This window comes from Mesorhizobium sp. BR1-1-6, assembly GCF_020165355.1.
Lineage (GTDB): Bacteria > Pseudomonadota > Alphaproteobacteria > Rhizobiales > Rhizobiaceae > Mesorhizobium.
This window is the reverse complement of the sequence record NZ_JAIUHZ010000006.1, coordinates 180986-203319: the sequence shown is the minus strand read 5'-3', so window position 1 is coordinate 203319 and position 22334 is coordinate 180986. Positions and strand designations below refer to the sequence as shown.

Annotated in this window: 21 protein-coding genes; 13 read left to right on the top strand and 8 right to left on the bottom strand. The window is 63.4% G+C overall.

Annotation, left to right across the window (positions count from 1 at the left end):
* Positions 1–25: 25 nt before the first annotated feature.
* From LB545_RS14895 to LB545_RS14885, 3 genes are read left to right on the top strand one after another with little or no spacing between them, the layout of a single operon-like run.
* The gene (locus LB545_RS14895) at positions 26–1579 is read left to right on the top strand and encodes a sugar ABC transporter ATP-binding protein (RefSeq protein WP_224671391.1); all 1554 of its coding nucleotides are present in this window, start codon (positions 26–28) and stop codon (positions 1577–1579) included.
* On the top strand, positions 1569–2543 hold the full coding sequence (locus LB545_RS14890; RefSeq protein WP_140499306.1) for an ABC transporter permease: 975 nt from the start codon (positions 1569–1571) through the stop codon (positions 2541–2543). The genes LB545_RS14895 and LB545_RS14890 overlap by 11 nt, the downstream gene beginning before the upstream one ends.
* Before the next feature lies 1 nt (position 2544).
* The gene (locus LB545_RS14885) at positions 2545–2913 is read left to right on the top strand and encodes a putative quinol monooxygenase (protein ID WP_140499304.1); all 369 of its coding nucleotides are present in this window, start codon (positions 2545–2547) and stop codon (positions 2911–2913) included.
* A gap of 59 nt (positions 2914–2972) precedes the next feature.
* On the opposite strand, the gene LB545_RS14880 is transcribed toward LB545_RS14885, so the two are convergent.
* From LB545_RS14880 to LB545_RS14870, 3 genes are read right to left on the bottom strand one after another with little or no spacing between them, the layout of a single operon-like run.
* On the bottom strand, positions 2973–3788 hold the full coding sequence (locus LB545_RS14880; protein WP_140622775.1) for an alpha/beta hydrolase: 816 nt from the start codon (positions 3786–3788) through the stop codon (positions 2973–2975).
* 11 nt (positions 3789–3799) lie between these two features.
* Complete coding sequence (locus LB545_RS14875) at positions 3800–5287, bottom strand: NAD-dependent succinate-semialdehyde dehydrogenase (protein ID WP_140622777.1); 1488 nt, start codon at positions 5285–5287, stop codon at positions 3800–3802.
* Positions 5288–5301: 14 nt separating this feature from the next.
* Positions 5302–6525, bottom strand: coding sequence for an iron-containing alcohol dehydrogenase (locus LB545_RS14870; RefSeq protein ID WP_140499298.1), 1224 nt, complete (start codon positions 6523–6525; stop codon positions 5302–5304).
* 209 nt (positions 6526–6734) lie between these two features.
* On the opposite strand from LB545_RS14870, the gene LB545_RS14865 reads away from it, so the two are divergent.
* The 5 genes from LB545_RS14865 (at position 6735) to LB545_RS14845 (ending at position 11675) form a co-directional block, all read left to right on the top strand.
* Positions 6735–7433: a GntR family transcriptional regulator gene (locus tag LB545_RS14865; RefSeq protein ID WP_140499296.1), complete on the top strand. Its 699-nt coding sequence runs from the start codon at positions 6735–6737 to the stop codon at positions 7431–7433.
* A gap of 6 nt (positions 7434–7439) precedes the next feature.
* Positions 7440–9017 (top strand): sugar ABC transporter ATP-binding protein, encoded by a 1578-nt coding sequence (locus tag LB545_RS14860; RefSeq protein ID WP_224705356.1) that lies wholly within the window; start codon positions 7440–7442, stop codon positions 9015–9017.
* Positions 9018–9034: 17 nt separating this feature from the next.
* Positions 9035–10006: an ABC transporter permease gene (locus LB545_RS14855; RefSeq protein ID WP_224705400.1), complete on the top strand. Its 972-nt coding sequence runs from the start codon at positions 9035–9037 to the stop codon at positions 10004–10006.
* Between the two features lie 57 nt (positions 10007–10063).
* The gene (locus LB545_RS14850) at positions 10064–11014 is read left to right on the top strand and encodes a substrate-binding domain-containing protein (protein WP_224705354.1); all 951 of its coding nucleotides are present in this window, start codon (positions 10064–10066) and stop codon (positions 11012–11014) included.
* 67 nt (positions 11015–11081) lie between these two features.
* The gene (locus LB545_RS14845; protein ID WP_140499290.1) at positions 11082–11675 is read left to right on the top strand and encodes a DJ-1/PfpI family protein; all 594 of its coding nucleotides are present in this window, start codon (positions 11082–11084) and stop codon (positions 11673–11675) included.
* A 219-nt stretch (positions 11676–11894) separates the two neighbouring features.
* Here LB545_RS14845 and LB545_RS14840 read toward each other — a convergent pair whose 3' ends face one another.
* The 5 genes from LB545_RS14840 to LB545_RS14820 are packed head-to-tail and all read right to left on the bottom strand — an operon-like array spanning position 11895 to position 18032.
* Complete coding sequence (locus tag LB545_RS14840) at positions 11895–12401, bottom strand: sarcosine oxidase subunit gamma (protein WP_224705352.1); 507 nt, start codon at positions 12399–12401, stop codon at positions 11895–11897.
* A complete protein-coding gene (locus LB545_RS14835) occupies positions 12394–15342 on the bottom strand; it encodes a sarcosine oxidase subunit alpha family protein (RefSeq protein WP_318012541.1) in 2949 nt (982 codons plus the stop codon). The genes LB545_RS14840 and LB545_RS14835 overlap by 8 nt, the downstream gene beginning before the upstream one ends.
* Complete coding sequence (locus LB545_RS14830; protein WP_140499288.1) at positions 15339–15605, bottom strand: sarcosine oxidase subunit delta; 267 nt, start codon at positions 15603–15605, stop codon at positions 15339–15341. The genes LB545_RS14835 and LB545_RS14830 overlap by 4 nt, the downstream gene beginning before the upstream one ends.
* A 12-nt stretch (positions 15606–15617) precedes the next feature.
* A complete protein-coding gene (locus tag LB545_RS14825; RefSeq protein WP_140499286.1) occupies positions 15618–16874 on the bottom strand; it encodes a sarcosine oxidase subunit beta family protein in 1257 nt (418 codons plus the stop codon).
* Between the two features lie 9 nt (positions 16875–16883).
* Entirely contained in the window at positions 16884–18032 is a 1149-nt protein-coding gene (locus LB545_RS14820; RefSeq protein ID WP_140499284.1) for a M24 family metallopeptidase, read from the bottom strand.
* 454 nt (positions 18033–18486) lie between these two features.
* Between LB545_RS14820 and ehuB the strand changes: the two genes are divergently transcribed.
* Genes ehuB through LB545_RS14795 form a run of 5 tightly spaced genes read left to right on the top strand, consistent with a single transcriptional unit; the run spans position 18487 to position 22296 of the window.
* Positions 18487–19356, top strand: coding sequence for an ectoine/hydroxyectoine ABC transporter substrate-binding protein EhuB (ehuB, locus tag LB545_RS14815; RefSeq protein ID WP_140499283.1), 870 nt, complete (start codon positions 18487–18489; stop codon positions 19354–19356).
* 57 nt (positions 19357–19413) lie between these two features.
* Positions 19414–20142 carry an ectoine/hydroxyectoine ABC transporter permease subunit EhuC gene (ehuC, locus tag LB545_RS14810; protein ID WP_140499282.1) on the top strand — a complete coding sequence of 243 codons (729 nt, stop codon included), beginning with the start codon at positions 19414–19416 and terminating at the stop codon, positions 20140–20142.
* Positions 20139–20798, top strand: coding sequence for an ectoine/hydroxyectoine ABC transporter permease subunit EhuD (gene ehuD, locus LB545_RS14805; protein ID WP_140499281.1), 660 nt, complete (start codon positions 20139–20141; stop codon positions 20796–20798). Before ehuC ends, ehuD begins: the two co-directional genes overlap by 4 nt.
* Entirely contained in the window at positions 20795–21574 is a 780-nt protein-coding gene (ehuA, locus tag LB545_RS14800) for an ectoine/hydroxyectoine ABC transporter ATP-binding protein EhuA (protein WP_140499280.1), read from the top strand. Before ehuD ends, ehuA begins: the two co-directional genes overlap by 4 nt.
* Positions 21571–22296 (top strand): GntR family transcriptional regulator, encoded by a 726-nt coding sequence (locus LB545_RS14795; protein ID WP_140499279.1) that lies wholly within the window; start codon positions 21571–21573, stop codon positions 22294–22296. The genes ehuA and LB545_RS14795 overlap by 4 nt, the downstream gene beginning before the upstream one ends.
* The last annotated feature ends 38 nt before the right edge of the window (positions 22297–22334 follow it).

Sequence of the window (22334 nt, the reverse complement as noted above, 5' to 3'; positions counted from 1 at the left end):
CGCGGCGCCTGTTCATGCGGTGGAAATGAAAGGCGTCACCAAATCCTTCGGCGGCGTCAAGGCGCTGGTCGATGTCGACCTGCGGGTAGAGAAAGGCGAAATCCACGCATTGCTCGGTGGCAATGGTGCCGGTAAGTCGACCATCCTGAAAGTGTTGAACGGCGTTCATGTGCCGGACACCGGTACCATTCTAGTCGATGGCAAGCCACTCGCCGAAATCTCGCCCGAAGCTTCAAGGCGGGCGGGCATCGCCATGATCTTCCAGGAAATGAGCCTCATCCCCACGCTGACCGTGGCGCAGAATGTTTTCCTGACCCGCGAAGCCAAGGTCGCGTTCGGCCTGATCGACGATCGCACCGCCGAAAAGCGCGCCAAGGACCTGTTCGACATGCTGCAGGTCGAGGTCGATCCGAAAGCGACGGTCGGCAATCTCGGCGCCGGCCAACGGCAGTTGACGGAGATCGTCAAGGCGATCTCGCAGAATGCGAAAGTGCTGGTCCTGGATGAACCGTCGACGGCGCTGGCGGTATCCGATGTCGAGCGGCTGTTTGCCTTCCTGCGCAAACTGAGATCGGAAGGCGTCGCCATCATCTATGTCTCGCACCGCATGGACGAGATAGCCCGCATCGCCGACCGCGCCACGATCTTGCGCGATGGCCGCAACGTCATCACCGCGCCGATGTCGGAACTGCCGATCGAAACGATGATTGAGCATATTGTCGGCAAACGCTCGCGTGGTCTGTCCGACGTGGTACGCGGCGAATCGAATGTCGGGGCGCCGCTGCTTGAGCTCGACGGTGTTTCAGGGGTGGAGAAACCGAAGAACGTCAGCTTCGTCGTCCACAGCGGCGAAGTGGTCGGCCTAGCCGGGCTGCTGGGCTCCGGGCGGTCGGCGATCGCGCGCGTCATCGCCGGCATAGATCCGATCGTCGAAGGCGAGATCCGCATTGCCGGCGAGCCGGTGGCGATCGCCAGACCAAGTGACGCCATCGAGGCCGGTGTGGCGCTGGTGCCGGAGGATCGGCTACGGCAGGGCGTCATCGCGGAGCATTCGGTCGCCTCCAACATGACGCTCGCCGTGCTCGACCAGTTGAGCAGCAAGGCCTTTGTGTCGACGAAAAAGATGCGCGAGCTGACTGATCGCCAGATCGCCCAGCTGCGGATCAAGACTGCATCGCGCGACAGCCCGGTGCGCACACTTTCGGGCGGCAACCAGCAGAAGGTCGTCATCGGCAAATGGCTTTCGAGGAATCCGGAGATCCTGGTCCTCGACGAGCCGACCTCCGGCATCGATATCGGTTCGAAGTCGGAAATCATCCTGCTGGTTCGCCAGCTCGCCAACGCCGGCAAGGCAATCATCATGATCTCGTCGGAGCTGTCCGAGATGCTGTCGGCCTGCGACCGTATCATCGTCGTCTCCGAGGGGCGCGTCGTGAACGATGTCAGCCGCGCCGATCTCGACGATCCCTCGGCGCCAAAGAACGATCCGGTTGCGCGACTCCAGGCGGCCGAGCGCAAGCTGCAGATCGTCATCCAGAAAGCGCTGAGCAAGAGCCAGGGAGGAATACATGTCCACTAGTCAGGCTGCCGCGTCCCAGTCCTCGCTGGCAGCGAGGCTTGGGCTCACCAACTGGCGGCAGAACATCATCTACATCGGTTTCGTCGTCATCTTCATCATTTTCGCGATAACGTTGTTCGACAAGGGCTTCCTCAACCTCAACAACCTGCTCAACATCGTGCGGCAGACGGCGATGATCGCGGTGATGGCGATCGCCATGACCTATGTTCTGTCGGCAGGCGAGATCGACCTGTCCGTTGGTGCCGTCGCGGGTCTCGCCTCGGTGACGACGGCGATGGCGATCGACGCCGGCGGACCGATCACCGGTGTGATGGCGGGGCTCGCCACAGGCGCCGTCGTCGGCACCTTCAACGGCCTGTTGACGACGCGGGTCGGAATTCCATCCTTCCTTACCACGTTGGCTATGATGGGCATCGCTACCGGCACCGCAATGTGGATCAGCGATACGGCTGCGGTGCCGATCATCTCGAAGAGCTACTCCTGGATCTTCGGCGGCGGCAATGTCGGGCCGGTGCCGGTGCTGCTGATCTGGATGCTGGTGCTGGGAGCCGTCGGCCACGTCGTTTTGAGGCGAACGAGCTTTGGCCGCCGCGTGCTGGCCACCGGCGGCGGCGAGATCGCGGCGCGTTATTCCGGCATCGACACCAAGTCGGTCAAGTTCCGCGTGCTTACCATCTCGGCCATGGCGGCGGCGCTGGCCGGAATGCTTTACGCCGGCCGGCTGCAATCGGGGCGCTTCCAACTCGGCCAAGGCGACGAACTGTCGGTGATAGCCGCGGCGGTGCTTGGCGGCACCAGCCTGTTCGGCGGCTCCGGCACGGTGATCGGGACAATTGTCGGCGCGCTGATGATCGGCCTCATCAATAACGGCCTGATTCTGATGGGGTTGGAGTTCAGCCAGCAGCTAATCGCGCGCGGCGCCATCATCATCCTTGCCGTTGCACTCAGCCAGGGGAGGAAATGAGATGACGGTTCCCTATACGGTCATCGGCACCGTGGTTGCCAAACCCGAAACCCGCGATGAACTGCAAAGAATCCTGTCGGGCCTCGTCGAACCGACACGTGCCGAGGAGGGCTGCATCAACTACGACTTCCATGTCGACCCGGCTGACCCCTGCGTATTCATGTTTTACGAGAACTGGCGTTCGAAGGACGATCTCGACAGGCACCTCTCCATGCCACATCTGATGCCGCTGTTCGGGAAGCTCGACGACCTCGTTGCGCGGCCGGTGGATGTCCGTCAATTCGTCATGCTCAGCCAGCTGGCGCTGGCATCGCATGAGCGATCGTTTCCAACCCCGCGCGGTGAGAGCAGATCCGATGGAGACAGGTAAAGCGCTCGGGACGCGGGTGACAGCTGAAAGTGCCAGCTTTTGACGGAACGCCAATGGCCTCAGCCGGAAACCAGGTTTGTCAGCATGGTTGCCGCCTCGGTGCCGGCCAAGCCGAGGTCGAGAACGCTGCTCATGTGATTGGCTCCAGGAAGGGCGGTCTGCGAGACCTGTAGTCCCTGCTCCTTCAGATGCCGCGTAAACGCCTCGGCCTGGCTGTGGAATGGCGGCGTTTCATCGGTGCCGACAGCGATCTCGACCGACACCGACGGATCGAAACGGCGGGTGAGCGGCGAGAACCTGGCTGCGTCCTCGTCCGTTATCGCGATCTCGGCGGCAAGGAAAGAGGTCTGAAGGGGCTTCAGGTCGTAGAGACCGCCAAGCAGCAACGCGCCTTTGATTGTCGAAGTCCGGCCGTCGTCATTGAAAAGCATCGTCGCAAGTTGGGCGCCGGCTGAATGTCCGCTCACGGTCAGGCGCTCGGTATCGCCGCCGTGATCGCCGATATGGTCGAGCACCCAGCTTTTGGCGCGCCGCACCTGGTCGACGATCGTGGCCATCCTCACAGCCGGCATCAGCGCATAATCGACGATGACCGCGATTGCGCCGGCGCGCGTCACCGTCTCGGCGACATAGGAATAGTCGCGCTTGGAGAACATGCGCCAGTAGCCGCCATGGATGAACATATGGACCGGCAGGCGGTCGCGCTTGCCCTCCGGAAAGAACAGGTCGATGGTCTCGGTGGCATCCGCTCCATAGGCGATATCGGCAACCATCGGCATGGTTGCCCGCACCTCCGTGCTGCGACGAACGATCTCGGCGACGATGTCGTCGAACTCGGCGACGTGATCGCGGATGCGGAAAGGATCATTCTGCATGGGGTGCCCGTTCACATGGTCACGGCGATGTACTTCGCCTCCATGAACTCGGCAATGCCGTGCTTCTGTCCGCCTTCGCGGCCAAGGCCGCTCTGCTTGACGCCGCCGAAAGGTGCCGCCGGATCCGACATCAGGCCGCGATTGAGCGCGACCATGCCCGTTTCGATCTTCGATGCCACGTGCATGCCCCTGGCCAGATCACGCGTGTAGATGTAGGCGGCAAGGCCGTATTCCGTGTCGTTGGCGCGCGCGATGACTTCGTCCTCGTTCTCGAAGCGGCTGATCGGGGCCACCGGACCGAATATCTCCTCCTGCGCCATCTCGGCATTCGCGGGCACGTCCCGAAGGACGGTCGGCGGATAGAAATAGCCCTTGTCGTCGGCGACCGCGCCGCCGCACAGGATCCTGGCCCCACGGCCGACCGCGTCCTTGACCAGCCGATCGATCTTCTCGACGGCCTTCCTGGTAATCATCGGACCGCATTCGGTGTCCGGGTCGGTGCCTGAACCGAGCTTGAGCGCGGCCATGCGTTGGCGCAGACCTTCGGCAAACGCGTCATGGATGCCGGCCTGCGCGTAGATGCGGTTGGCTGCCGTGCAGGCCTCGCCGGCGTTTCGCATCTTGGCGACCATCGCGCCGTCGAGGGCCGCGTCCAGGTCGGCGTCATCGAAGACGATGAACGGGGCGTTGCCGCCGAGTTCCATCGAGCATGAGATGACGTGCTTGGCGGCTTCGGCCAGCAGAACACGACCCACGCCGGTCGAACCGGTGAAGGATAGCTTCCGGACGCGCGGGTCGGCGAGCATGGCGGAGGTCACTGGTCCGGGGTTCGAAGTGGTGAGCACATTGACGACGCCGGGAGGCACACCCGCCTCCTCGTACAGCGCGGCGAGCGCGTAGGCGGTCAGGGGCGTCTCGCTGGCGGGCTTCAGAATGACGGTGCAGCCGGCGGCCAGCGCCGGCGCGATCTTGCGTGTCGCCATGGCGGCGGGGAAATTCCAGGGCGTTATGAGCACGCAGATGCCGATCGGATGATAATCGACGACGATCCGGTTGGCGCCTGACGGCGCCAGGCCGAACTCGCCGCTGATGCGCACCGCTTCCTCGGCATTCCAGCGGAAGAATTCAGCCGCATAGGCGACCTCGCCGCGCGCGTCGCGCAGCGCCTTGCCGTTCTCCAGCGAGATCAGCGCCGCCAGCGTATCGGACCGTTCGACCATCAATTCGAAACAACGCCGCAGTATTTCCGAACGCTTGCGCGGCGCGGTTGCGCGCCAGCCTGCCGCCGCCTTCGCAGCCGCCTCGACGGCAGCGGCGGCATCGGCAATCGTGGCGTCCGGGACAGCCGCAATCACGGCCTCCGTGGAAGGATCGATCACCTCAATGAGACGACCGTCGGAAGACGGTCGCCAGTGTCCGTCGATATAGAGGCCGTGCGAGAATGTGGTGTAGTCGAACATGTCCGGATCTTCGTTGAGTTGCCCTTGGGGTACGTTCATCTCATCACCTCTGGTCAGACTGAGCTTGCGGCCATGTCGCCGTCATAGGCGGCCCTCACCAGCCGCCGCATCGCGGCGATGTCGAAAGGACGAGGGTTGTTCTTGATCAGCCGATCGATGCCGAGCGCCTGCTCGGCGGTCCAGTCGATCTTGTCGTGTGGAAGACCCAGATCGGCCAGCGTGCGGGTGATGCCGATCGCCGCGAACAGCCGGGCCACCTCATCGATGGTGGCGCGCGCGGTCGCCTCGGCGCTCTTTGTCTCCGTCACCCCCAGAGCGGCGCCGACCGCCGCTATTTCGTCGGTCGCGGCGGGCAGATTGTAGCTCATCACGTAGGGAAGCATCGTCGCCACGCCCAATCCGTGCGGCGTGTGGGTAAGCGCGCCGACGGGATATTGCACGGCGTGGGCAGCCGCCGTTCCGGCCGTGCCGAAAGCGCAGCCGGCCGCCAGCGCTCCCATCATGACATCGGCGCGTGCGTCTTCGTCCGAGCCGTCCCTGTACGCCTTTTCGAGACTGCGGCCCAGGAGCTGGATGGCCAGCAGCGCGAAATGATCGGTAAGGGCGCTCTTGCCGACGAAGACATGCCGCTGCGGCAAGTGCGGATCGGCGCCGCGTTTGGCGGACGTAAAGGCTTCGATCGCGTGGGTGAGCGCGTCGGCTCCGGCAATTGCCGTGAGGGAGGGCGGGCATGTCGAGGTGAGTTCCGGATCGCAGAGCGCGACCGCGGCAATGAGATGGGGACTGGAAATGCCGACCTTAAGCGTCCGCTCCGGATCGGAGATCACCGCCACCGGCGTCACTTCCGAACCGGTGCCGGCGGTGGTCGGGACCGCGATTACCGGAAGCGTGGGGCCGGGCACCTTGAACTCCCCGTAGTAGTCCTGAAGCGACCCGCCGTGACTGATCAGCAGCGCGGCGCTTTTGGCCATGTCCAGGCAACTGCCGCCACCGATCCCGATCACCATGTCCGGCTTGAAGTCCTTCGCATGGGCGGCACAGACGGCAACGCTGTCACGAGGGACATCCGGGAGGATGCGATCGTACACGAGCGTTTCGATCGAGCCTGCTCTCAGTGCCGCGCTGATCTGCGCGAACATTGGCGTCCCGGCGAAACGCTCATCCGTGCAGATGAATGCGCGCCGGCCATATCTGGCGGCAATATCAGGCAGCGCGTGGCGCTGGCCTTTGCCGAAAAGAATCTCATGCGGCAACCGGGCTGCTGCAAATAGCGTCATGAAGTGTGTCCTTCGAATATGGATTGGGGAGCGGGGGATCGGAGATCACCGCTTGCCCAGCGTGCGTGGCGTGGTTCGGGCAAGGCACGGGCCAGAGCCGTCGTCGAGTTTTCCTGCCTCACGAAATATCCTCTATAAAATCGTATAGGATATAGGATTGAATTGCGCGGAGCATCGTGTTAGAGGTCGCCCCTGTCAAGAGGCAAAACATGCAGAATCCAGACCTTACCGTCGACAATGACGCTCGGTTGACAGGCCGCATTCAGCGCGCCAACAGCCTGTCGGGCGACGTCTACGAGGCGATCTTCCAGCAGCTGATGTCGCTGAAGATAGCTCCGGGATCGCGGATCACCGTCGATAACCTCGTCAAGGAGTTCAACGTCTCGCATACGCCCATCCGCGAAGCTCTTGGGCGGCTGGAAGGCGAGGGCCTGGTGGTGAAAACCCATCTGATCGGGTACCGGGCCGCGCCCCAGATCACACGGCGCCGTTTCGACGAACTCTATGAACTGCGCCTGCTGCTCGAACCCGCAGCCGCCGCCAAGGCAGCCGCTGCGCTCGATGAAGCCCGGCTGATGATTTTGCAGGAGGCGGCTGGCGTGATGGCCAGGCGGGTGGGCAAGGACGAACGCCTGCGTTATTCGAACTTCGCCCGCCAGGATGCCATCTTCCACGACAAGGTCATGGAGTTCGCGCAGAACGAGCTCATCCGCGAAACGCTGAACCACCAGCACACCCACTTCCACATTTTCCGCCTGATGTATCACTCGCGGGTCACCGAGGAGGCGCTCGACGAGCACGAAGCCATCCTCGCCGCTTTCGCGGCCAGCGATCCGGTTGCCGCCGAAAAGGCGATGCGCGTGCACATAGAGAATTCGCGGGACAGGCTCCTGCCTGCATTCGAGTAGGCCGCGATGTCAGTTGCCACTCGCATCGACGGAAGCCTCACCGCTTTGCCGCCGGAGCCCACACCGGCTGTGGCTCCGGTGCTGCGCGCGGAAGGGCTTTGCAAACAATACGGCCCGGTGACCGTGTTGTCGGACATCACGCTGGATATTTTCCCTGGCGAGATCCATGCCGTCATCGGCGAGAATGGCGCCGGCAAGTCGACGTTCATGCGCTTGCTTTCCGGTTACATCGAGCCAACCGCCGGCAGCCTGTCCATGGCCGGTGACCGCGTGAGTTTCAGGACACCTCACCAGGCGCAGGCGGCAGGCATCGCGCTGGTGCATCAGGAAATCCTCCTGGCCGAAGCGCTCACGGTGACCGACAATCTCTTTCTCGGCCGCGAGCTCTCCAGGCGCGGAATCGTCGATGATGGCGCCATGCGCCGCATAGCGGCCGCGAAACTGGCCGAGATCGGTTGCGAGGTGTCGCCGACCGCGCTGGTCCGAGACATTTCGCTGGCGGATCGCCAACTCGTGCAAATCGCCCGCGCGTTGCTCGACGACCACAGGGTCGTCATCTTCGACGAGCCAACAGCGGTGCTGACCGGTGGGGAGGTCGAGCGTTTGCTCGCCATCATCTTCGGGCTCAGGGCGCGGGGCATCGCGGTTCTCTACATCAGCCATCGCCTCGACGAGGTGCAGCGGCTGGCGGACAAGGTCACGGTCCTGCGCGACGGCAAGATGATCGGCACCTATCCCGGCCATGCGTTGAGCCAGGCCGACATGGCGCAGCTTATGGTCGGGCGCGAACTCGCCGCGCTTTATCCTCACAAGCGCGAGGTCCAGACGAGCCGGCCCATGCTGACCGTCAGAAACGCGACTGTTCCAGGTTATGCACGGGACGTGTCCTTTACCGTTCACAAAGGCGAGATTCTTGGCTTCGCCGGCATGATCGGGGCGGGGCGAACCGAGTTGTTCGAAGGCATTGTGGGGCTTAGGCCGGCGACGGCTACGATCGAGCTCAACGGTTCGCCGATACAGATACGTTCACAGCGCGAGGCCATAGAGGCGGGCATCGGCTATCTGACGGAAGATCGCAAGGGCAAGGGCCTGCTTTTGCAGGAGCGGCTGGCGCCGAACCTGACCCTCTCGTCGCTTGGCCTTCTGCATCCGGGACTTCTGGTTCTGCGCGGCCGCGAATCCGAGGCGCTCGCGCGGGCCGTCTCCAGCTACGACATCCGGGTGAAGAGCCACAACGCCAGGGCAGGGCAGCTTTCGGGCGGAAACCAGCAGAAACTTCTGCTGGCCAAGGTGCTCCTGACCAATCCTTCGGTCGTGATCATCGATGAGCCGACGCGCGGGATCGACATCGCCAACAAGGCGCAGATCTACGCCTTCATCCAGGAACTCGTGGGCCAAGGCAAAGCCTGCATCGTCATCTCGTCGGAGATGCAGGAACTGGTCGGCATCTGCGACCGCGTCCTGGTCATGCGCGAAGGCAGGATCAGCGGCGAGGTCTCGGGCGAAACGATGATCGAAAGCAACATCGCGCTGCTGGCGACCAGTGACAAAGGCCATGGCACGGCCCAAGGAGGAAGACAGTGACGGCGCTTACCCATTCCATGTCTGCCCGAAGCGACAGGCAGCACCATTTCTCGTGGACGGATGCCGGCCCTTTCCTCGCATTGTTCGCACTGCTGGTGGCGGGATTCCTCATCAATCCGGATTTTCTTTCCGCGACAAACCTAGGCAACGTGATCACGCGCAGCGCTTATGTCGCCATCATAGCCGTCGGCGCCACATTCGTGATCTCATCAGGCGGGCTCGACCTTTCGGTCGGCTCGATGGTCGCCTTCATCGCCGGCGTCACGATCATGTTCATGAACATGATGGCCCCCAGCCTCGGCCTTTGGGCCATCCCGGCAGGCATGGTGATAGCAGTCGTCGCGGGGCTTCTATGCGGCCTCGCGAACGGTCTCATCGTCACGGTCGGAAGGATCGAGCCGTTCATCGCCACGCTCGGCACAATGGGTATCTTCCGCGCACTGATCACCTATATGACCGATGGCGGCACGATCCCGATCGATCGCTCGCTGCGGGACGCGTACCGGCCGGTCTATTTCGGCGCCGTCGCGGGCATTCCGGTGCCGATCCTTCTGTCGGCGCTCGTTGCGGTGATCGGCGCATTTGTCCTCTACAAGACCAAATATGGCCGCAAATGCGCGGCGGTGGGCGCGAACGAAGACGTCGCCCGCTATTCGGGCATCTCGGTCGTCAAGACGCGCACCATTGCCTATGTCATCCAGGGTGCATGCGTGGCGGTCGCCGCCATCTGTTACGTGCCTCGTCTGGGAGCCGCCACCCCGACCACCGGACAGCTTTGGGAGCTGCAGGTGATAACGGCCGTTGTCATTGGCGGAACGGCGCTGCGGGGCGGCAAGGGCCGCATCTGGGGCACCATCGCCGGTGCGGTGATCCTGGAACTGATCGCCAACCTGATGGTGTTGTCGGATTTCGTTTCCGAATACCTCGTCGCCGCGGTGCAGGGCGTCATCATCATCATCGCCATGCTCGTGCAAAGATTTTCGAAATAGCCCGTCTTCGGACCGGACGGGCGCCTGTTGTGTGGTCCATATCTCTGGGAGGTATTTATGTTTAGCAGGAAATGGGTTGCCGTAGCGGCAGTCGGCGCACTGATGGTGGCCGGCCAGGCGCTTGCAGCCGACAAGAAGGTGGTCGCGGTGTCGATCCCGGCGGCGGATCATGGCTGGACGGCCGGCATCGTTTATCACGCGCAGGCCGCCGCAAAGGAAATCAACGCGGCCTTCCCGGATGTCGACGTCGTCGTGAAGACGTCGCCCTCGGCGGCCGACCAGGTAAGCGCGCTGGAGGATCTGTCGGCCAGCCGCAAGCTGGATGCGCTGGTGATACTGCCCTACACCTCCGAGGAACTGACCCAGCCGGTGAAAGCCATCAAGGAGATGGGTACGTTCATCACCGTCGTCGACAGGGGATTGACCGACCCTTCCATCCAGGACCTGTATCTTGCCGGCGACAACATCGCGGTTGGCACCAACACGGCAAAATTCATGATCGACAAACTGGGCGGCAAAGGTGACATCGTCGTGCTGCGCGGCATTCCCACCGTCATCGACGACGAGCGCATCAAGGGCTTCGAGGATACCATCAAGGGCACCGGCCTGAAGGTGCTCGACATGCAGTATGCCCACTGGAACAGCGACGAGGCCTTCAAGCTCATGCAGGATTACCTGGCCAAGCACCCGCACATCGATGCGGTCTGGGCCAATGACGACGACATGCTTCTCGGTGTGCTCGAGGCTGTCAAGCAGTCCGGCCGAACCGACGTCAAGCTGGCGCTTGGCGGCAACGGCATGAAGGACATCGTGAAGAAGGTGATAGACGGGGATGCGATGACACCGGTCGAGACGCCGTATCCGCCGGCGATGATCAAGACCGCTATCTACATGACCGTGGCCAACTTGATCGGCCAGGCTCCGGTTCGCGGTGCCGTCAAACTCGACGCCCCGCTCATAACCCAGGCCAACGCCAAGGAATATTATTTCCCCGACTCCCCGTTCTGAGGCGCGCAATCCGAATGAGGCAAGGCGCGTCACGCGCCTTGCCTGCCAACAACAGAGAGGAAAAGCTATGCCAGGCAAGAAGATACTGATGCTGACCGGTGAGTTCACCGAGGAATACGAGATTTTCGTTTACCAGCAAGCGATGGAAGCCGTTGGTCACACGGTCCATGTCGTCTGCCCCGACAAGAATGCGGGCGACCTGATCAAGACCTCGCTGCACGATTTCGAAGGGGACCAGACCTACACCGAAAAGCTCGGGCACTACGCGCTGATCAACAAGACGTTCTCGGATGCGGAAAAGCAGCTCGACCAGTACCACGCGGTCTACTGCGCGGGCGGACGCGGACCGGAATACATCCGCACCGACAAGCGGGTGCAGACGATCGTTCGACACTTTCACGAGACCAAGAAGCCGATCTTCACGATCTGCCATGGCGTGCAGATCCTGATCGCGGTCGACGGTGTCGTGCGCGGCAAGAAGGTTGGTGCGCTGGGCGCTTGCGAGCCGGAAGTCACTCTCGCGGGCGGAACTTATATCGACCTCTCGCCGACGGAAGCCTATGTCGATGGCACGATGGTGTCGGCCAAGGGATGGACGGCGCTGGCCGCCTTTATCCGTGAGTGCCTGAAGGTGCTCGGCACGGAAATCCGCCACAACTGAGCCACGAACCAGGTGGAGGCCGGGCGCGCTGCCGTGGCGTGTCGGCCTCCACAGTGATACCGAGGCCTTCGCCGATGCGGACAACTATATCGACCGTCGTGCAAAAGGTATGCGCGCGGTGCGTCCTGCCGGTTTAGCGGCCGCTGCGCCGGACAGGTCCAGCTTTTTCCTTACGCAATCGCGAGCGGAAAAACGTTACGCACTTTTCCTGGGATTGCTTTAACGCGCGGCGGCAATCCAGTCGGCAAGGCTGATGGCGAAGCTTCGCGGCACGATCAGGTCGCAGCTGCTCTCGCCCGTTCGCAGATAGAGCGCCGGCACGTGATGGATGGACGTCTGTACAGCACGGCCGGGGGCCGAAGCGGCGGACGACCAGTCGACCGGCATGCAGGCAGAGAGAGTGTCCTGAAGACGCGCACCCTCCATCCTGAACCGCACCCGGCCTTCACCAAGCAGAACCGAGCAGCCCAATTCCGGATCGATCGCAATGGCGGGCGGTTCCGCGCCTGTCTCGACGATCAGCCAAAGACGGCAGGGCGCGATCCTGACGATGAGGGCGCCAGCGTGCCGAACCGTCTCGCCGACGCTGGCAGGGAGCCTCGCGTCCAAGGCCTGCGAGACGCTCGTTTCGAATCTTGCCAGTGTTCCGTCCCAGCCCTCGATCTGAATGATCGGGCAATCGGAGGCCCACAGGTTGAAGTCCTTCGACAGCACAGGTTCAACCATGCATGCGCTCTCCCTTGGGGTCTAGGAAGACAGAAGGCACGACGCGGGCGCGAACCGTCTCTGTCCGCATCGGGTAGACCGCGATGACCTCGTCTCCTTCGGCCGCGGCATTGCCCGCGAACAGCGCCAGTCCGACATAGTGGCCGAGTTCCGGGCTGAAGGTAACCGACGTGATCCGGCCGCGCCCGTGGCCGGTGACGGCATCGCCAGGCAGGAACAATATGGCGCCTCCGCGCAGCCGCTTGCCGTCCTCGATGCATTCCAGCCCGATGAGGCGCTGGCGGTCGGGCGCCTGAAACGCCGGGCGGCGTCGGAGGACGTCGCCGACGAATCCGCTGCGTTTGCCAACCATGCGGCCGAGGCCGAGATCATCGAGCGTGGTGCGGCCATCGATCTCGGGCCCGGCGACATGGCCCTTTTCGACGCGCAGCGCACCAAGCGCCTCGACGCCATAGGGCTTGAGGCCGAACGGCGCGCCTGCTTCGATGAGACGGCTCCAGGCCTGTTCGCCGGCGCTGGCGCCGACATAGATCTCGTAGGCGCGCTCGCCGGAATAGCTGAGGCGAATAACGCGCAGGGCCCGTCCGTCGAACCCGGCTTCGATGACGCCCATATGCGGCAGCGTCTCGTTGGAGACATCGAGCGCGGGAAAGGCGGCGGCAAGGACATCGCGGCTTCGTGGCCCGGCGATCGACATCGCCGCCCACTCGTCGCTTACCGAAGAGACCGCGACACGCAAATCCGGCCAGGCGGTGTCGAGCAGGAATTCCAGCCGCGACAGGACATCGGCGGCCCTGGCGGTAGAGGTGGTCATGAAGAAGCGATTTTGCGACAAGCGCGTGGTGGTGCCGTCGTCGAAGACGACGCCGTCGTCGCGCAGCATGACGCCGTAGCGCGCGCGGCCAACCGGAAGCTTGGCGAAACCGTTGGCGTAGACACGGTCGAGGAATATGGCCGCGTCCGGCCCCTGCACGTCGATCTTGCCGAGGGTGGAAATGTCCATCAGCCCGGCGCCGCCGCGCACGATCCGCATCTCCGCGACATAGGCTTCATTCACGTCGCGTCCGGCATCGCGATAGAAATACGGACGCATCCAGAGACCGACCTCGAGCATCTCGGCACCGTTTGCCAGGTGCCAGTCGTGCATCGGCGTGCGACGGACCGGCTTAAAGTGATGACCGACGGCGCGACCGGCCAGCGCGCCGATCGCGACCGCCGCGTAGGGCGGGCGAAAGGTCGTGGTTCCGGTTTGCGCAATCGTCGCCCGGCGCAGCGCCGCCATGGCCGAAAGTGCTGCGAAATTGCTGGTTTTGCCCTGGTCGGTCCCCATGCCGAGCGTGGTGTAGCGCTTCAGGTGTTCGACCGATTCATAGCCCTCGCGATGGGCGAGCTCGATGTCCTTGGTGGTCACATCCATCTGTAGATCGACGAAGGCCTTGCCGCGCCCCGCGGAAGAGATCGCACGAAAGGGAGCGGCCGGGGCCCCTTCGAGATCGAGTTCATCCGGCGCCGGCATGGCCGCCGGTTTTCCACAGAAGCATGCCGCTTCGACGCCGGCGCGGTGGCCGTCCTCGATCGCGTCGGCGGTCGAGAAGCGCCCCATCCTCGCGCCGGCGCCGAACTGGCCTGCCGGAAAGCCGCCCGGAACGAAGCCGTCGATGTCGTCGCGATAGACGGGCCTGACGCCAAGATGCGAGGTGAGATGCACGGTCGGCGACCAGCCGCCGGAGACGCAGACGAAATCGCAGGCGATTTCCGATTTGGCGCTCGGGCCGGCAAGCCGTACGGCCTTCACCGCATGGCTGCCGCGCAGATCGGCGATCCGGGTTCCGGAGCGGATCTCTACGTTCAGGCGTCCGGCTTCCGCCGCCAGACCGGCGGGCGGAGCGCCGCGCTGGTCCGCGACCGTCACTCGCGCGCCGGCGGCGGCGAGGTCGAAAGCAGCGCGATAGGCACCGTCGTTCATCGTGGCCACGAGGATATTCTTCCCCGGCAGCACGGCGAAGCGGTTGAGATAGGTCCGGGCGGCGGACGCCAGCATGATGCCTGGCCGGTCGTTGTTGGAGAACACCAGCGGCCGTTCGATAGCACCGGCCGCAAAGATGATCGAGCCGGCGCGAAGCACGATGAAAATCTGCCGAGCAGCGCCTTGCGCGACCTGGCCGTCATGCCTCTCGATCAGCCCCAGCGTGTTGCCGTCATAGGTGCCGAACGCCATTGTCTTGCGCATCAGGGTGACGTTGGGCTGGCCTGCAAGCTCCGCCTCGATCTTTGTCAGCCAGGCTGCCGCCTTGCCATCGGTGCGCTCGGCAAGAAGTTGGCCACCGAGCAGAAAGTCCTGTTCGACGAGGACGACCCTGGCGCCGCTGGCTGCCGCGGCGCGCGCCGCCGACAGGCCGGCAGGGCCGCCGCCGACGACTGCAACATCGGCAAATGCATGCCGGGTCTCGTAACGGTCGGGATCGGGTTCGGTGCCGGCCCGGCCCAATCCCGCGGCTTTACGGATGAAATGCTCGTAGAACATCCAGGCGCGGCGGGTCGGACCCATGAAGGTCTTGTAGTAGAAGCCGGCAGAAAGAAGGGGCGCAAACAGGCCGTTGACGCTCTGCACGTCGAAGGCAAGGGACGGCCAGCGATTCTGGCTTTCGGCAGTCATACCTTCAGCCAGTTCCAGTGTCGTGGCCGGAAGGTTCGGTTCGCGCCGTCCACCGCTTCCGAGCGTAACCAGCGCGTTGGGTTCTTCCGGGCCGGCCGAGAAGATGCCGCGCGGCCGATGGTATTTGAAGCTGCGGCCTGTCAGCATGAGCCGATTGGCAAGCAGCGCGGAAGCAAGCGTATCGCCTCGATAGCCGCCCAGCTCGCGGCCGTCGAATGTGAAGCGGAGCGGCTGCGTGCGGTCGATGCGGCCGCCGGCGGCCAGACGATTTCCAATCATTTTCATGCTGGCATTTTCCTGGCGAAGCCGACCGATGCGATAGCGTGGTTCCTCGTGTCGCGCTCGATGACCAGCCATTGCCGGCAGCCGGTCACATGCTGCCAGAATTCACGGTGCGGTCCCGCCGGGTTCTTGCGCACGTAGACATAGCGATACCACGCCTCCGGATCGGGATCGTCATGCGCCGGACGCACCGCGGAAGCGTCGCCGCCATAGCGGAACTCGTCATGGTCGCGCAGGCCGCAGCATGGGCAGTCGATGCGAAGCATTTCTCTCGTTCTCTATTGCAGCCAGGCCGAGGGGCCGGCGCCGGCTTCGTCGAGCGTGTGGCCGGTCCGGAAACGGTCGAGCGCGTAGGCGGCGGTCAGCGGATGCGGCTTGCCGGTGGCCAGCATATGGGCAAAGCACCAGCCGGAGGCCGGCGTCGCCTTGAAGCCGCCATAGCACCAGCCGCCATTGAGATAGAGCCCTTCTATCGGGGTCGGGCAGATGATCGGACTGGCGTCCGGCGTCATGTCCATGACGCCGCCCCAATGGCGCAGCAGCCTGACACGCGAGATGCAGGGCATCAGGGCTATCGCCGCCTCCGCCACTTCGCCCACGACGCCGAGATTGCCGCGCTGGGCGTAGGAATTGTAGCCGTCGAGATTGCCACCGAAGACCAGCCCGCCCTTGTCCGACTGGCTGACATAGAAATGGTCTGCGCCATAAGCGACGACGTGATCTACCAGCGGCTTGAGCGGCTCGGTGACGAAAGCCTGGAGCACGTGGCTTTCGATCGGCAGTTCCAGGCCGGCCCTGGCGGCGAGGAGCGAAGTATGGCCTGCGACGGCGAGGCCGACCTTGCCGGCGCCGATGCGGCCCTTGCTGGTCTCGACACCGACGATCCTTTCGCCGTCGCGGACAAAGCCGGTCACCTCGCAATTCTGGATGATGTCGACCCCGTGGCCGTCGGCAACGCGCGCATAGCCCCAGGCGACGGCATCATGGCGGGCGGTGCCTGCGCGGCCTTGCAAGATCGCACCATGGATCGGAAATCGCGCGGTTTCGGAGAAATCGAGATAGGGTACCAGCCGGCGCACAGCGTCGCGGTCGAGTATGTCGGCGTCGATGCCGTTCAGACGCATGATGTTGGCGCGATGGCTGAATGTGTCGAGTTGATCGACCGAATGGGCAGTGACGATCTGGCCGCGCTGCGAAAACATCACGTTGAAGTTCAGCGCCCGCGACAAGCCTTCCCACAGCTTGACCGAGAATTCGTAGAACTGGGTGTTGCCGTCGAGCAGGTAGTTGGAGCGGATGACGGTGGTGTTGCGGCCGACATTGCCGCCGCCGACATAGCCCTTTTCCAGAACGGCGACATTGCGGATGCCGTGGTTCTCGGCGAGGTAGAAAGCCGTCGCAAGGCCATGCCCGCCCCCACCGACGACGATCACGTCATAGGCGGGCTTCGGCTCGGCCGCGCGCCAGGCGCGCCGCCAGTTCTTCTGGCCGGAAAGGGCATTGCGGAAAATCGAAAACGCCGAATAGCGCGCCATGTTCATGGTCTAGCGGACGATCGGGCCGGCCGGGGTGCGGGTCAGCACTTCGGCCCCCGCATCGGTCAGCAGCACGGTGTTGGAGATGAAATGGTCGCCGCGGCCGGTGCCCATCAGCCAGGACAGGATGTGGAAGCTCATCCCGGTCTCGATTTCGAGATCGGAATCGTGCCTGAGGCCCGTCACCGAATTGCCGCCGGTCCATGAGGGCGGCTGGCCGATGCCGACGAGATAGCCGCAATGATGGCGGCGATAATGCGACAGGCCGGCCTCGTCGGCGACGCCTTGCCAGGCGGCGTAGACATCGCGCGCCCTGGCACCTGGCTCGAGCGCCCTGACGACGGCCTCGAATGCCTTGGCCGTGACCTCGGCCATGGCGGCATCTTCGTCCTTGATGTTGCCGATGCGGATCAGCCGGCCAAGCGGCGCGTGATAGCGCGAGACACAGCCCGACAGTTCGACGAAGACCGGCTCGCCGCTGCGATAGATGCCGTCGCCCCAGGTCGTGTGCTCCTCGCCGAGCCGGGCGGCGGGCCGGATGAACGGGCCGAAGCCCGGCGCGTGGCCGCCGGCGCGCACCATCGCCGCCACGCATTGGGCGGCAACCTCCTGCTCGGCGGCGCCGTCGGAGATGGCAGCGATGGCGGCACCTGCCGCAGCATCCGTGACCTTGGCGGCGCGGCGCATCAGCACCTGTTCCTCGGCGCTCTTCACCAACCGCATCTTGTCGACCAGTCCCGAGACGTCGCTCCACTTGGCGTCGGCCTGCGCCTCAAGCTTCAGGGCGAGGCCGTGGCTGAGGCCGGACGTCCAGTTTTCGATGCCGATCCGTTTGCCGGCCAGGCCGAGTTCGGAAATGACGCGCGCGGCGAGGTCGGCCGCGGTCTCGCTGTCGGAGTGACCGCGGAATTCTGCTGCCTTCACCTGATTCTCGATCGTCACCTTCTCCATCGACCGGGTGACCAGGATAGGACGCCGGTCGAGCGTGACGATCAGGAGGTGCGGCGCGAAATAACCCCAATGGTCGAGGCCGGTGAGATAGAAAACAGTCTCCGGCGAGGCGAAGACGGCGGCGTCGAGCTTGCGCTCTGCCAATGCCGTGCGAACTTTCGACAAGCGGCCGGCGATCTCGGCTTCGGAAAAGGGATTGCGGTCCATTGAGGTGTCCTTGAGTTGCCGGTCCTGGGCTGATGGTCAGTCGATGAAGATGGGATCGCGGGTCACGTCGCAGAGCCGCTCGCCGCCGCCTTCGCTGGCGCTGGGATCCTGGCAGATGATTGAGATCGAAGCCGGCCTTTGCCATGCGTTGCTTCACGTCGGCCAGGCGCCGCGCGTATTCCGCCTTGGTGGGCCCGCCCGACGCGTCCAAAGCCGTTTTCCTTCCTGCTCTCATCCAAAGGCGGTTCGTATCGCATCGAGAAAGCACACCTTAATTGTGCACAACTTGCGCATCACAAAGCCGCACAATCAAGCCCAATGGCGATTTTTCCAGATTCGTACAGTGCGTCTTGCGATATGTCCAGATGAGTTGTATACGTCTTAGTGCGCTTGACGCGATGGTGGAGAAACATCGTTCGAGCCCGATAATTATCGAAGAAGAAAAGGGGAAAGCATGTTCACGTCACAGATATCCCGCCGCGCGCTCGTGAAGGCCGCCGCCTGTCTTGCGCTCGCCGCGACCGCATTCACGTCACTGCCGGCCCATGCCGAAACGACGCTCGAACGCGCCAAGAAGGACGGCTATATCCGCGTCGGCTTCGCCAATGAGGCGCCGTTCGGTTTCGCCACGCCTGACGGCAAATTGACCGGCGAAGCGCCGGAAGTCGCCAAGGCGGTGCTCGCCAAGATGGGCATTGCGCAGGTCGACGGCGTGCTGACCGAATTCGGCTCGCTCATTCCGGGTCTCAAGGCCGGCCGCTTCGACATCATCGCCGCCGGCATGTTCATCAATCCCAAGCGCTGCGCCGAGATCAATTTTTCCGAACCGTCCTATGGCATCGGCCAGGCCATGCTGGTCGCGAAGGGCAATCCGAAAGGCGTGAAGGACTATTCGAGCATCAAGGACAATCCCGATCTCAAGCTCGCCGTGATGGCGGGCGCCGTCGAGGGGGGATATGCGAAGGACGCCGGCGTTGCCCAAGGACAAGTCGTTTCCTTGCCCGACCAATCCAGCCTGGTCGCCGCGGTCCAGTCTGGCCGTGCCGATGCTGCCGCGCTAACCGCGCTCTCGATCGCCGACATGGCCAAGAAGGCCGATGGCGTCGAATCGACCAAGCCCTTCGGTGAAGTTGCCGGCAAGTCGGTGAAGGGCCATGGCGGCTTCGGCTTCCGCAAGGAGGACACCGATCTGCAGGAAGCGTTCAACGCCGAACTGAAGAAGTTCCTCGGTACGCCGGAGCATATCGCGCTGGTCGAGCCGCTCGGCTTCGGCAAGGACTATCTGCCGAACAAGACGACTGCAGAGCTCTGCAAGGGCGAATAAATTCCCAACTGCTGGGCGGCGTGAAAACGCCGCCCTCTTTTTTCCTCGGAGAAGCAGATGGGTATCCGCACGCTCGTTGCCATGCTGGTCGTTTCGCTGGCCGTGATCGCGGTGCTGGCGACGCAGGAAACATACAGGCTGTTCCTACCGGGACTATTGCAGGGTGCCGTCCTGACGATCGAGATCGCCGTCCTCGGCAGCCTGCTGGCGGTCGTGATGGGGGTGCTCGCCGCGCTGGCGCGCATGTATGGTCCAGCGCCCCTCAGATGGCTGGCGACGGTCTATGTCGAAATCTTTCGCGGCACCTCGGCGCTGGTGCAATTGTTCTGGCTGTTTTTCGTGCTGCCGCAATTCGGGGTCACGCTCGACGCGTTTCCCGTCGCGGTGCTGGCGCTTGGCTTGAATGTCGGCGCCTATGGATCCGAATGCGTGCGCGGCGCAATCCAGTCGGTCGCGCGCGGCCAATGGGAGGCGGGAACGGCGCTCAACATGAGCCGCGCGCAAATGCTGCGCCGGATCATCCTGCCCCAAGCCTTCGTAGCCATGATCCCGCCCTGGGGCAATCTGTTCATCGAGCTTTTGAAATCGACGGCGCTGGTTTCGCTGATCACGCTCACGGACCTCGCCTTCAAGGCGCAGCAGATGAACCAGAACACCTTCAAGACCATTCCTATCTTCACGCTGGTGCTTTTGATGTATCTCGCCATGTCGCTCACCGTTTCTATCGGCATGCGGCTTCTCGAAAGGCGGGCCTCGCTCGGTCTGGCGCGGGGGAGGGCGGCGTGATCTGGGATTGGAGTTTTGCCGCCGAGATCCTGCCGGTGCTCGCACGCGCCGCCGTCGTCTCGATCGAGGCGACGCTGCTCGGCTTCGTCATCGCGGCTTTGCTCGGGCTGGTCCTCGCGGTAATCCGTATCGCGGTGCCCTGGACCGGCTGGACGATCTCGGTGCTGGTCGAACTGATCCGCTCGACGCCGCTGCTCATCCAGATCTTCTTCCTCTATTTCGTCTTTCCGAAATTCGGCGTCGTGCTCGACGCATTCACGGCCGGCGTTCTGGCCATCGGCATTCACTACGCCGCCTATTGCTCGGAAGTCTACCGCGCGGGCTTCGACAACATCCATCGCGGCCAGTGGGAAGCCTCGATCGCACTCAACCTCTCCTCCTGGACGACCTTTCGCGACATCATCATCCCGCAGGCGATACCGCCGATCGTGCCGGCGCTCGGCAACTATCTCGTCGCGCTGTTCAAGGAGACGCCGCTGCTGTCGGCCATCGCCGTGCTGGAACTCATGCAGACGGCCAAGATCATCGGCTCCGAGACTTTCCGCTACACCGAACCGATCACGCTGGTCGGCCTGTTCTTCCTGGCCATGAGCCTGGTTTCGGCCGCGCTCATCCGTGCCCTCGAACGCCTGCTCAACCGAAGGACCGCGCGATGACCGAACAACCGATGGTCCGTTTCGACAATGTCTCGAAGCGTTATGGCGCGCTCACCGTGCTCGACGGGCTGAACCTTGAAATCGCGCGCGGCGAGAAGGTTTCCGTCATCGGACCGTCCGGTTCCGGCAAGACCACGGTCTTGCGCATGCTGATGACGCTGGAGACGATCAATGACGGCGTCATCTGGGTCGAAGGCGAGCCACTGACGCATATGAAGCAAGGCGGAAAGCTGGTGCCCGCCAATCTTGCCCATATCCGCCGCATCCGGGCGAAGATCGGCATGGTGTTCCAGTCTTTCAACCTGTTTCCACACATGACGGCGATGGCCAATTGCATCGAGGCGCCGATGACCGTGCTTGGCATGAAGCGGGCCGATGCCGAGGCACGGGCGGCCGAGCTTCTCGACATGGTCGGGCTGTCGCAGAAGAAGGATCATTATCCTTCCCAGCTTTCCGGCGGCCAGCAACAGCGCGTCGCCATTGCCAGGGCGCTGGCGATGCGGCCCAAGATAATGCTGTTCGACGAGGTGACGTCCGCGCTCGATCCGGAACTTGTCGGCGAAGTGCTGCAAGTGATAAGGCAAATCGGCCGCGAGCATGATCTGACGATGCTCATGGTCACCCACCAGATGGGCTTCGCCAAGGAATTTTCCGATCGCGTCTGCTTCTTCTACCAGGGCAAAATTTGCGAGCAGGGGCCGCCAGCAGAGCTTTTCGGCGCACCCAAGAATGAGCGGACGCGGCAGTTCCTGCACGCTGTCCTGGAGGCTGGATGACGCTTGATACGGATGCCTCGGCCAAGACAGTGCCGCCTTCGCGTCCGCTTTCGGCGCGCGAACGGTTCGAACGCATCTACCTAATCCTGCGCGACCGTATCTGCCTGCTCGATTATCCGCCGGGGAGCCGGCTCTCCGAAGAAGAACTCGCCCAGGAATTCGAGATCAGCCGCACACCGGTCCGACGCGTGCTGGCGCGGCTCGAGGCCGAAGGCCTTGTGCAATCGGTTCACGGCGTCGGTACGATCGTCACCGACGTCGACATCGAGGAGTTGCAGCAGGTCTATCATCTGCGACTGGAACTCGCGCTGCTTGTCGGCAAGCTTTCGCCAATTCCCCGAACGGCGGTCGACCTCGATCGCATCCGAGCGCTCATCGCGCGCTGCGATTCCGATATGCTCAACCCGGATCAGCGTGCCTTTCTGCAGCTGAACATGGACTTCTTCACTGAACTATCCGGCATGACCGGGAACCAGCCCCTGCGCGAAATAAGCGAAAGACTGTATTTTCAGGTTGCGCGCGTAGTCCTCAAGATGATGCCGCAACTCGGCCTTGTGGAGGAGTTCACGGCCTTCCGGCGCGAAATGGAGGAAGTGCTGGCCGCGGCGGAAATCGGGGATTGGGAATCGATCGGGCACATCAGGCGAGCCCATATCTCGATGAGCTTTCGGCGCATGGTGCGCCATGCCGGCCGACATGATGAATTTGACGGCAAGACCTGACGGTCGTCCTTTGGCACGGTGACGCAGCTTGTCATCCT

Bases quoted from the DNA above. Each gene is read 5' to 3' on its own strand.
- LB545_RS14895 (WP_224671391.1), top strand. From the start codon at position 26: ATGAAAGGCGTCACCAAATCCTTCGGCGGCGTCAAGGCGCTGGTCGAT.
- LB545_RS14890 (WP_140499306.1), top strand. From the start codon at position 1,569: ATGTCCACTAGTCAGGCTGCCGCGTCCCAGTCCTCGCTGGCAGCGAGG.
- LB545_RS14885 (WP_140499304.1), top strand. From the start codon at position 2,545: ATGACGGTTCCCTATACGGTCATCGGCACCGTGGTTGCCAAACCCGAA.
- LB545_RS14880 (WP_140622775.1), bottom strand. From the start codon at position 3,788: ATGCAGAATGATCCTTTCCGCATCCGCGATCACGTCGCCGAGTTCGAC.
- LB545_RS14875 (WP_140622777.1), bottom strand. From the start codon at position 5,287: ATGAACGTACCCCAAGGGCAACTCAACGAAGATCCGGACATGTTCGAC.
- LB545_RS14870 (WP_140499298.1), bottom strand. From the start codon at position 6,525: ATGACGCTATTTGCAGCAGCCCGGTTGCCGCATGAGATTCTTTTCGGC.
- LB545_RS14865 (WP_140499296.1), top strand. From the start codon at position 6,735: ATGCAGAATCCAGACCTTACCGTCGACAATGACGCTCGGTTGACAGGC.
- LB545_RS14860 (WP_224705356.1), top strand. From the start codon at position 7,440: ATGTCAGTTGCCACTCGCATCGACGGAAGCCTCACCGCTTTGCCGCCG.
- LB545_RS14855 (WP_224705400.1), top strand. From the start codon at position 9,035: ATGTCTGCCCGAAGCGACAGGCAGCACCATTTCTCGTGGACGGATGCC.
- LB545_RS14850 (WP_224705354.1), top strand. From the start codon at position 10,064: ATGTTTAGCAGGAAATGGGTTGCCGTAGCGGCAGTCGGCGCACTGATG.
- LB545_RS14845 (WP_140499290.1), top strand. From the start codon at position 11,082: ATGCCAGGCAAGAAGATACTGATGCTGACCGGTGAGTTCACCGAGGAA.
- LB545_RS14840 (WP_224705352.1), bottom strand. From the start codon at position 12,401: ATGGTTGAACCTGTGCTGTCGAAGGACTTCAACCTGTGGGCCTCCGAT.
- LB545_RS14835 (WP_318012541.1), bottom strand. From the start codon at position 15,342: ATGAAAATGATTGGAAATCGTCTGGCCGCCGGCGGCCGCATCGACCGC.
- LB545_RS14830 (WP_140499288.1), bottom strand. From the start codon at position 15,605: ATGCTTCGCATCGACTGCCCATGCTGCGGCCTGCGCGACCATGACGAG.
- LB545_RS14825 (WP_140499286.1), bottom strand. From the start codon at position 16,874: ATGGCGCGCTATTCGGCGTTTTCGATTTTCCGCAATGCCCTTTCCGGC.
- LB545_RS14820 (WP_140499284.1), bottom strand. From the start codon at position 18,032: ATGGACCGCAATCCCTTTTCCGAAGCCGAGATCGCCGGCCGCTTGTCG.
- ehuB (WP_140499283.1), top strand. From the start codon at position 18,487: ATGTTCACGTCACAGATATCCCGCCGCGCGCTCGTGAAGGCCGCCGCC.
- ehuC (WP_140499282.1), top strand. From the start codon at position 19,414: ATGGGTATCCGCACGCTCGTTGCCATGCTGGTCGTTTCGCTGGCCGTG.
- ehuA (WP_140499280.1), top strand. From the start codon at position 20,795: ATGACCGAACAACCGATGGTCCGTTTCGACAATGTCTCGAAGCGTTAT.
- LB545_RS14795 (WP_140499279.1), top strand. From the start codon at position 21,571: ATGACGCTTGATACGGATGCCTCGGCCAAGACAGTGCCGCCTTCGCGT.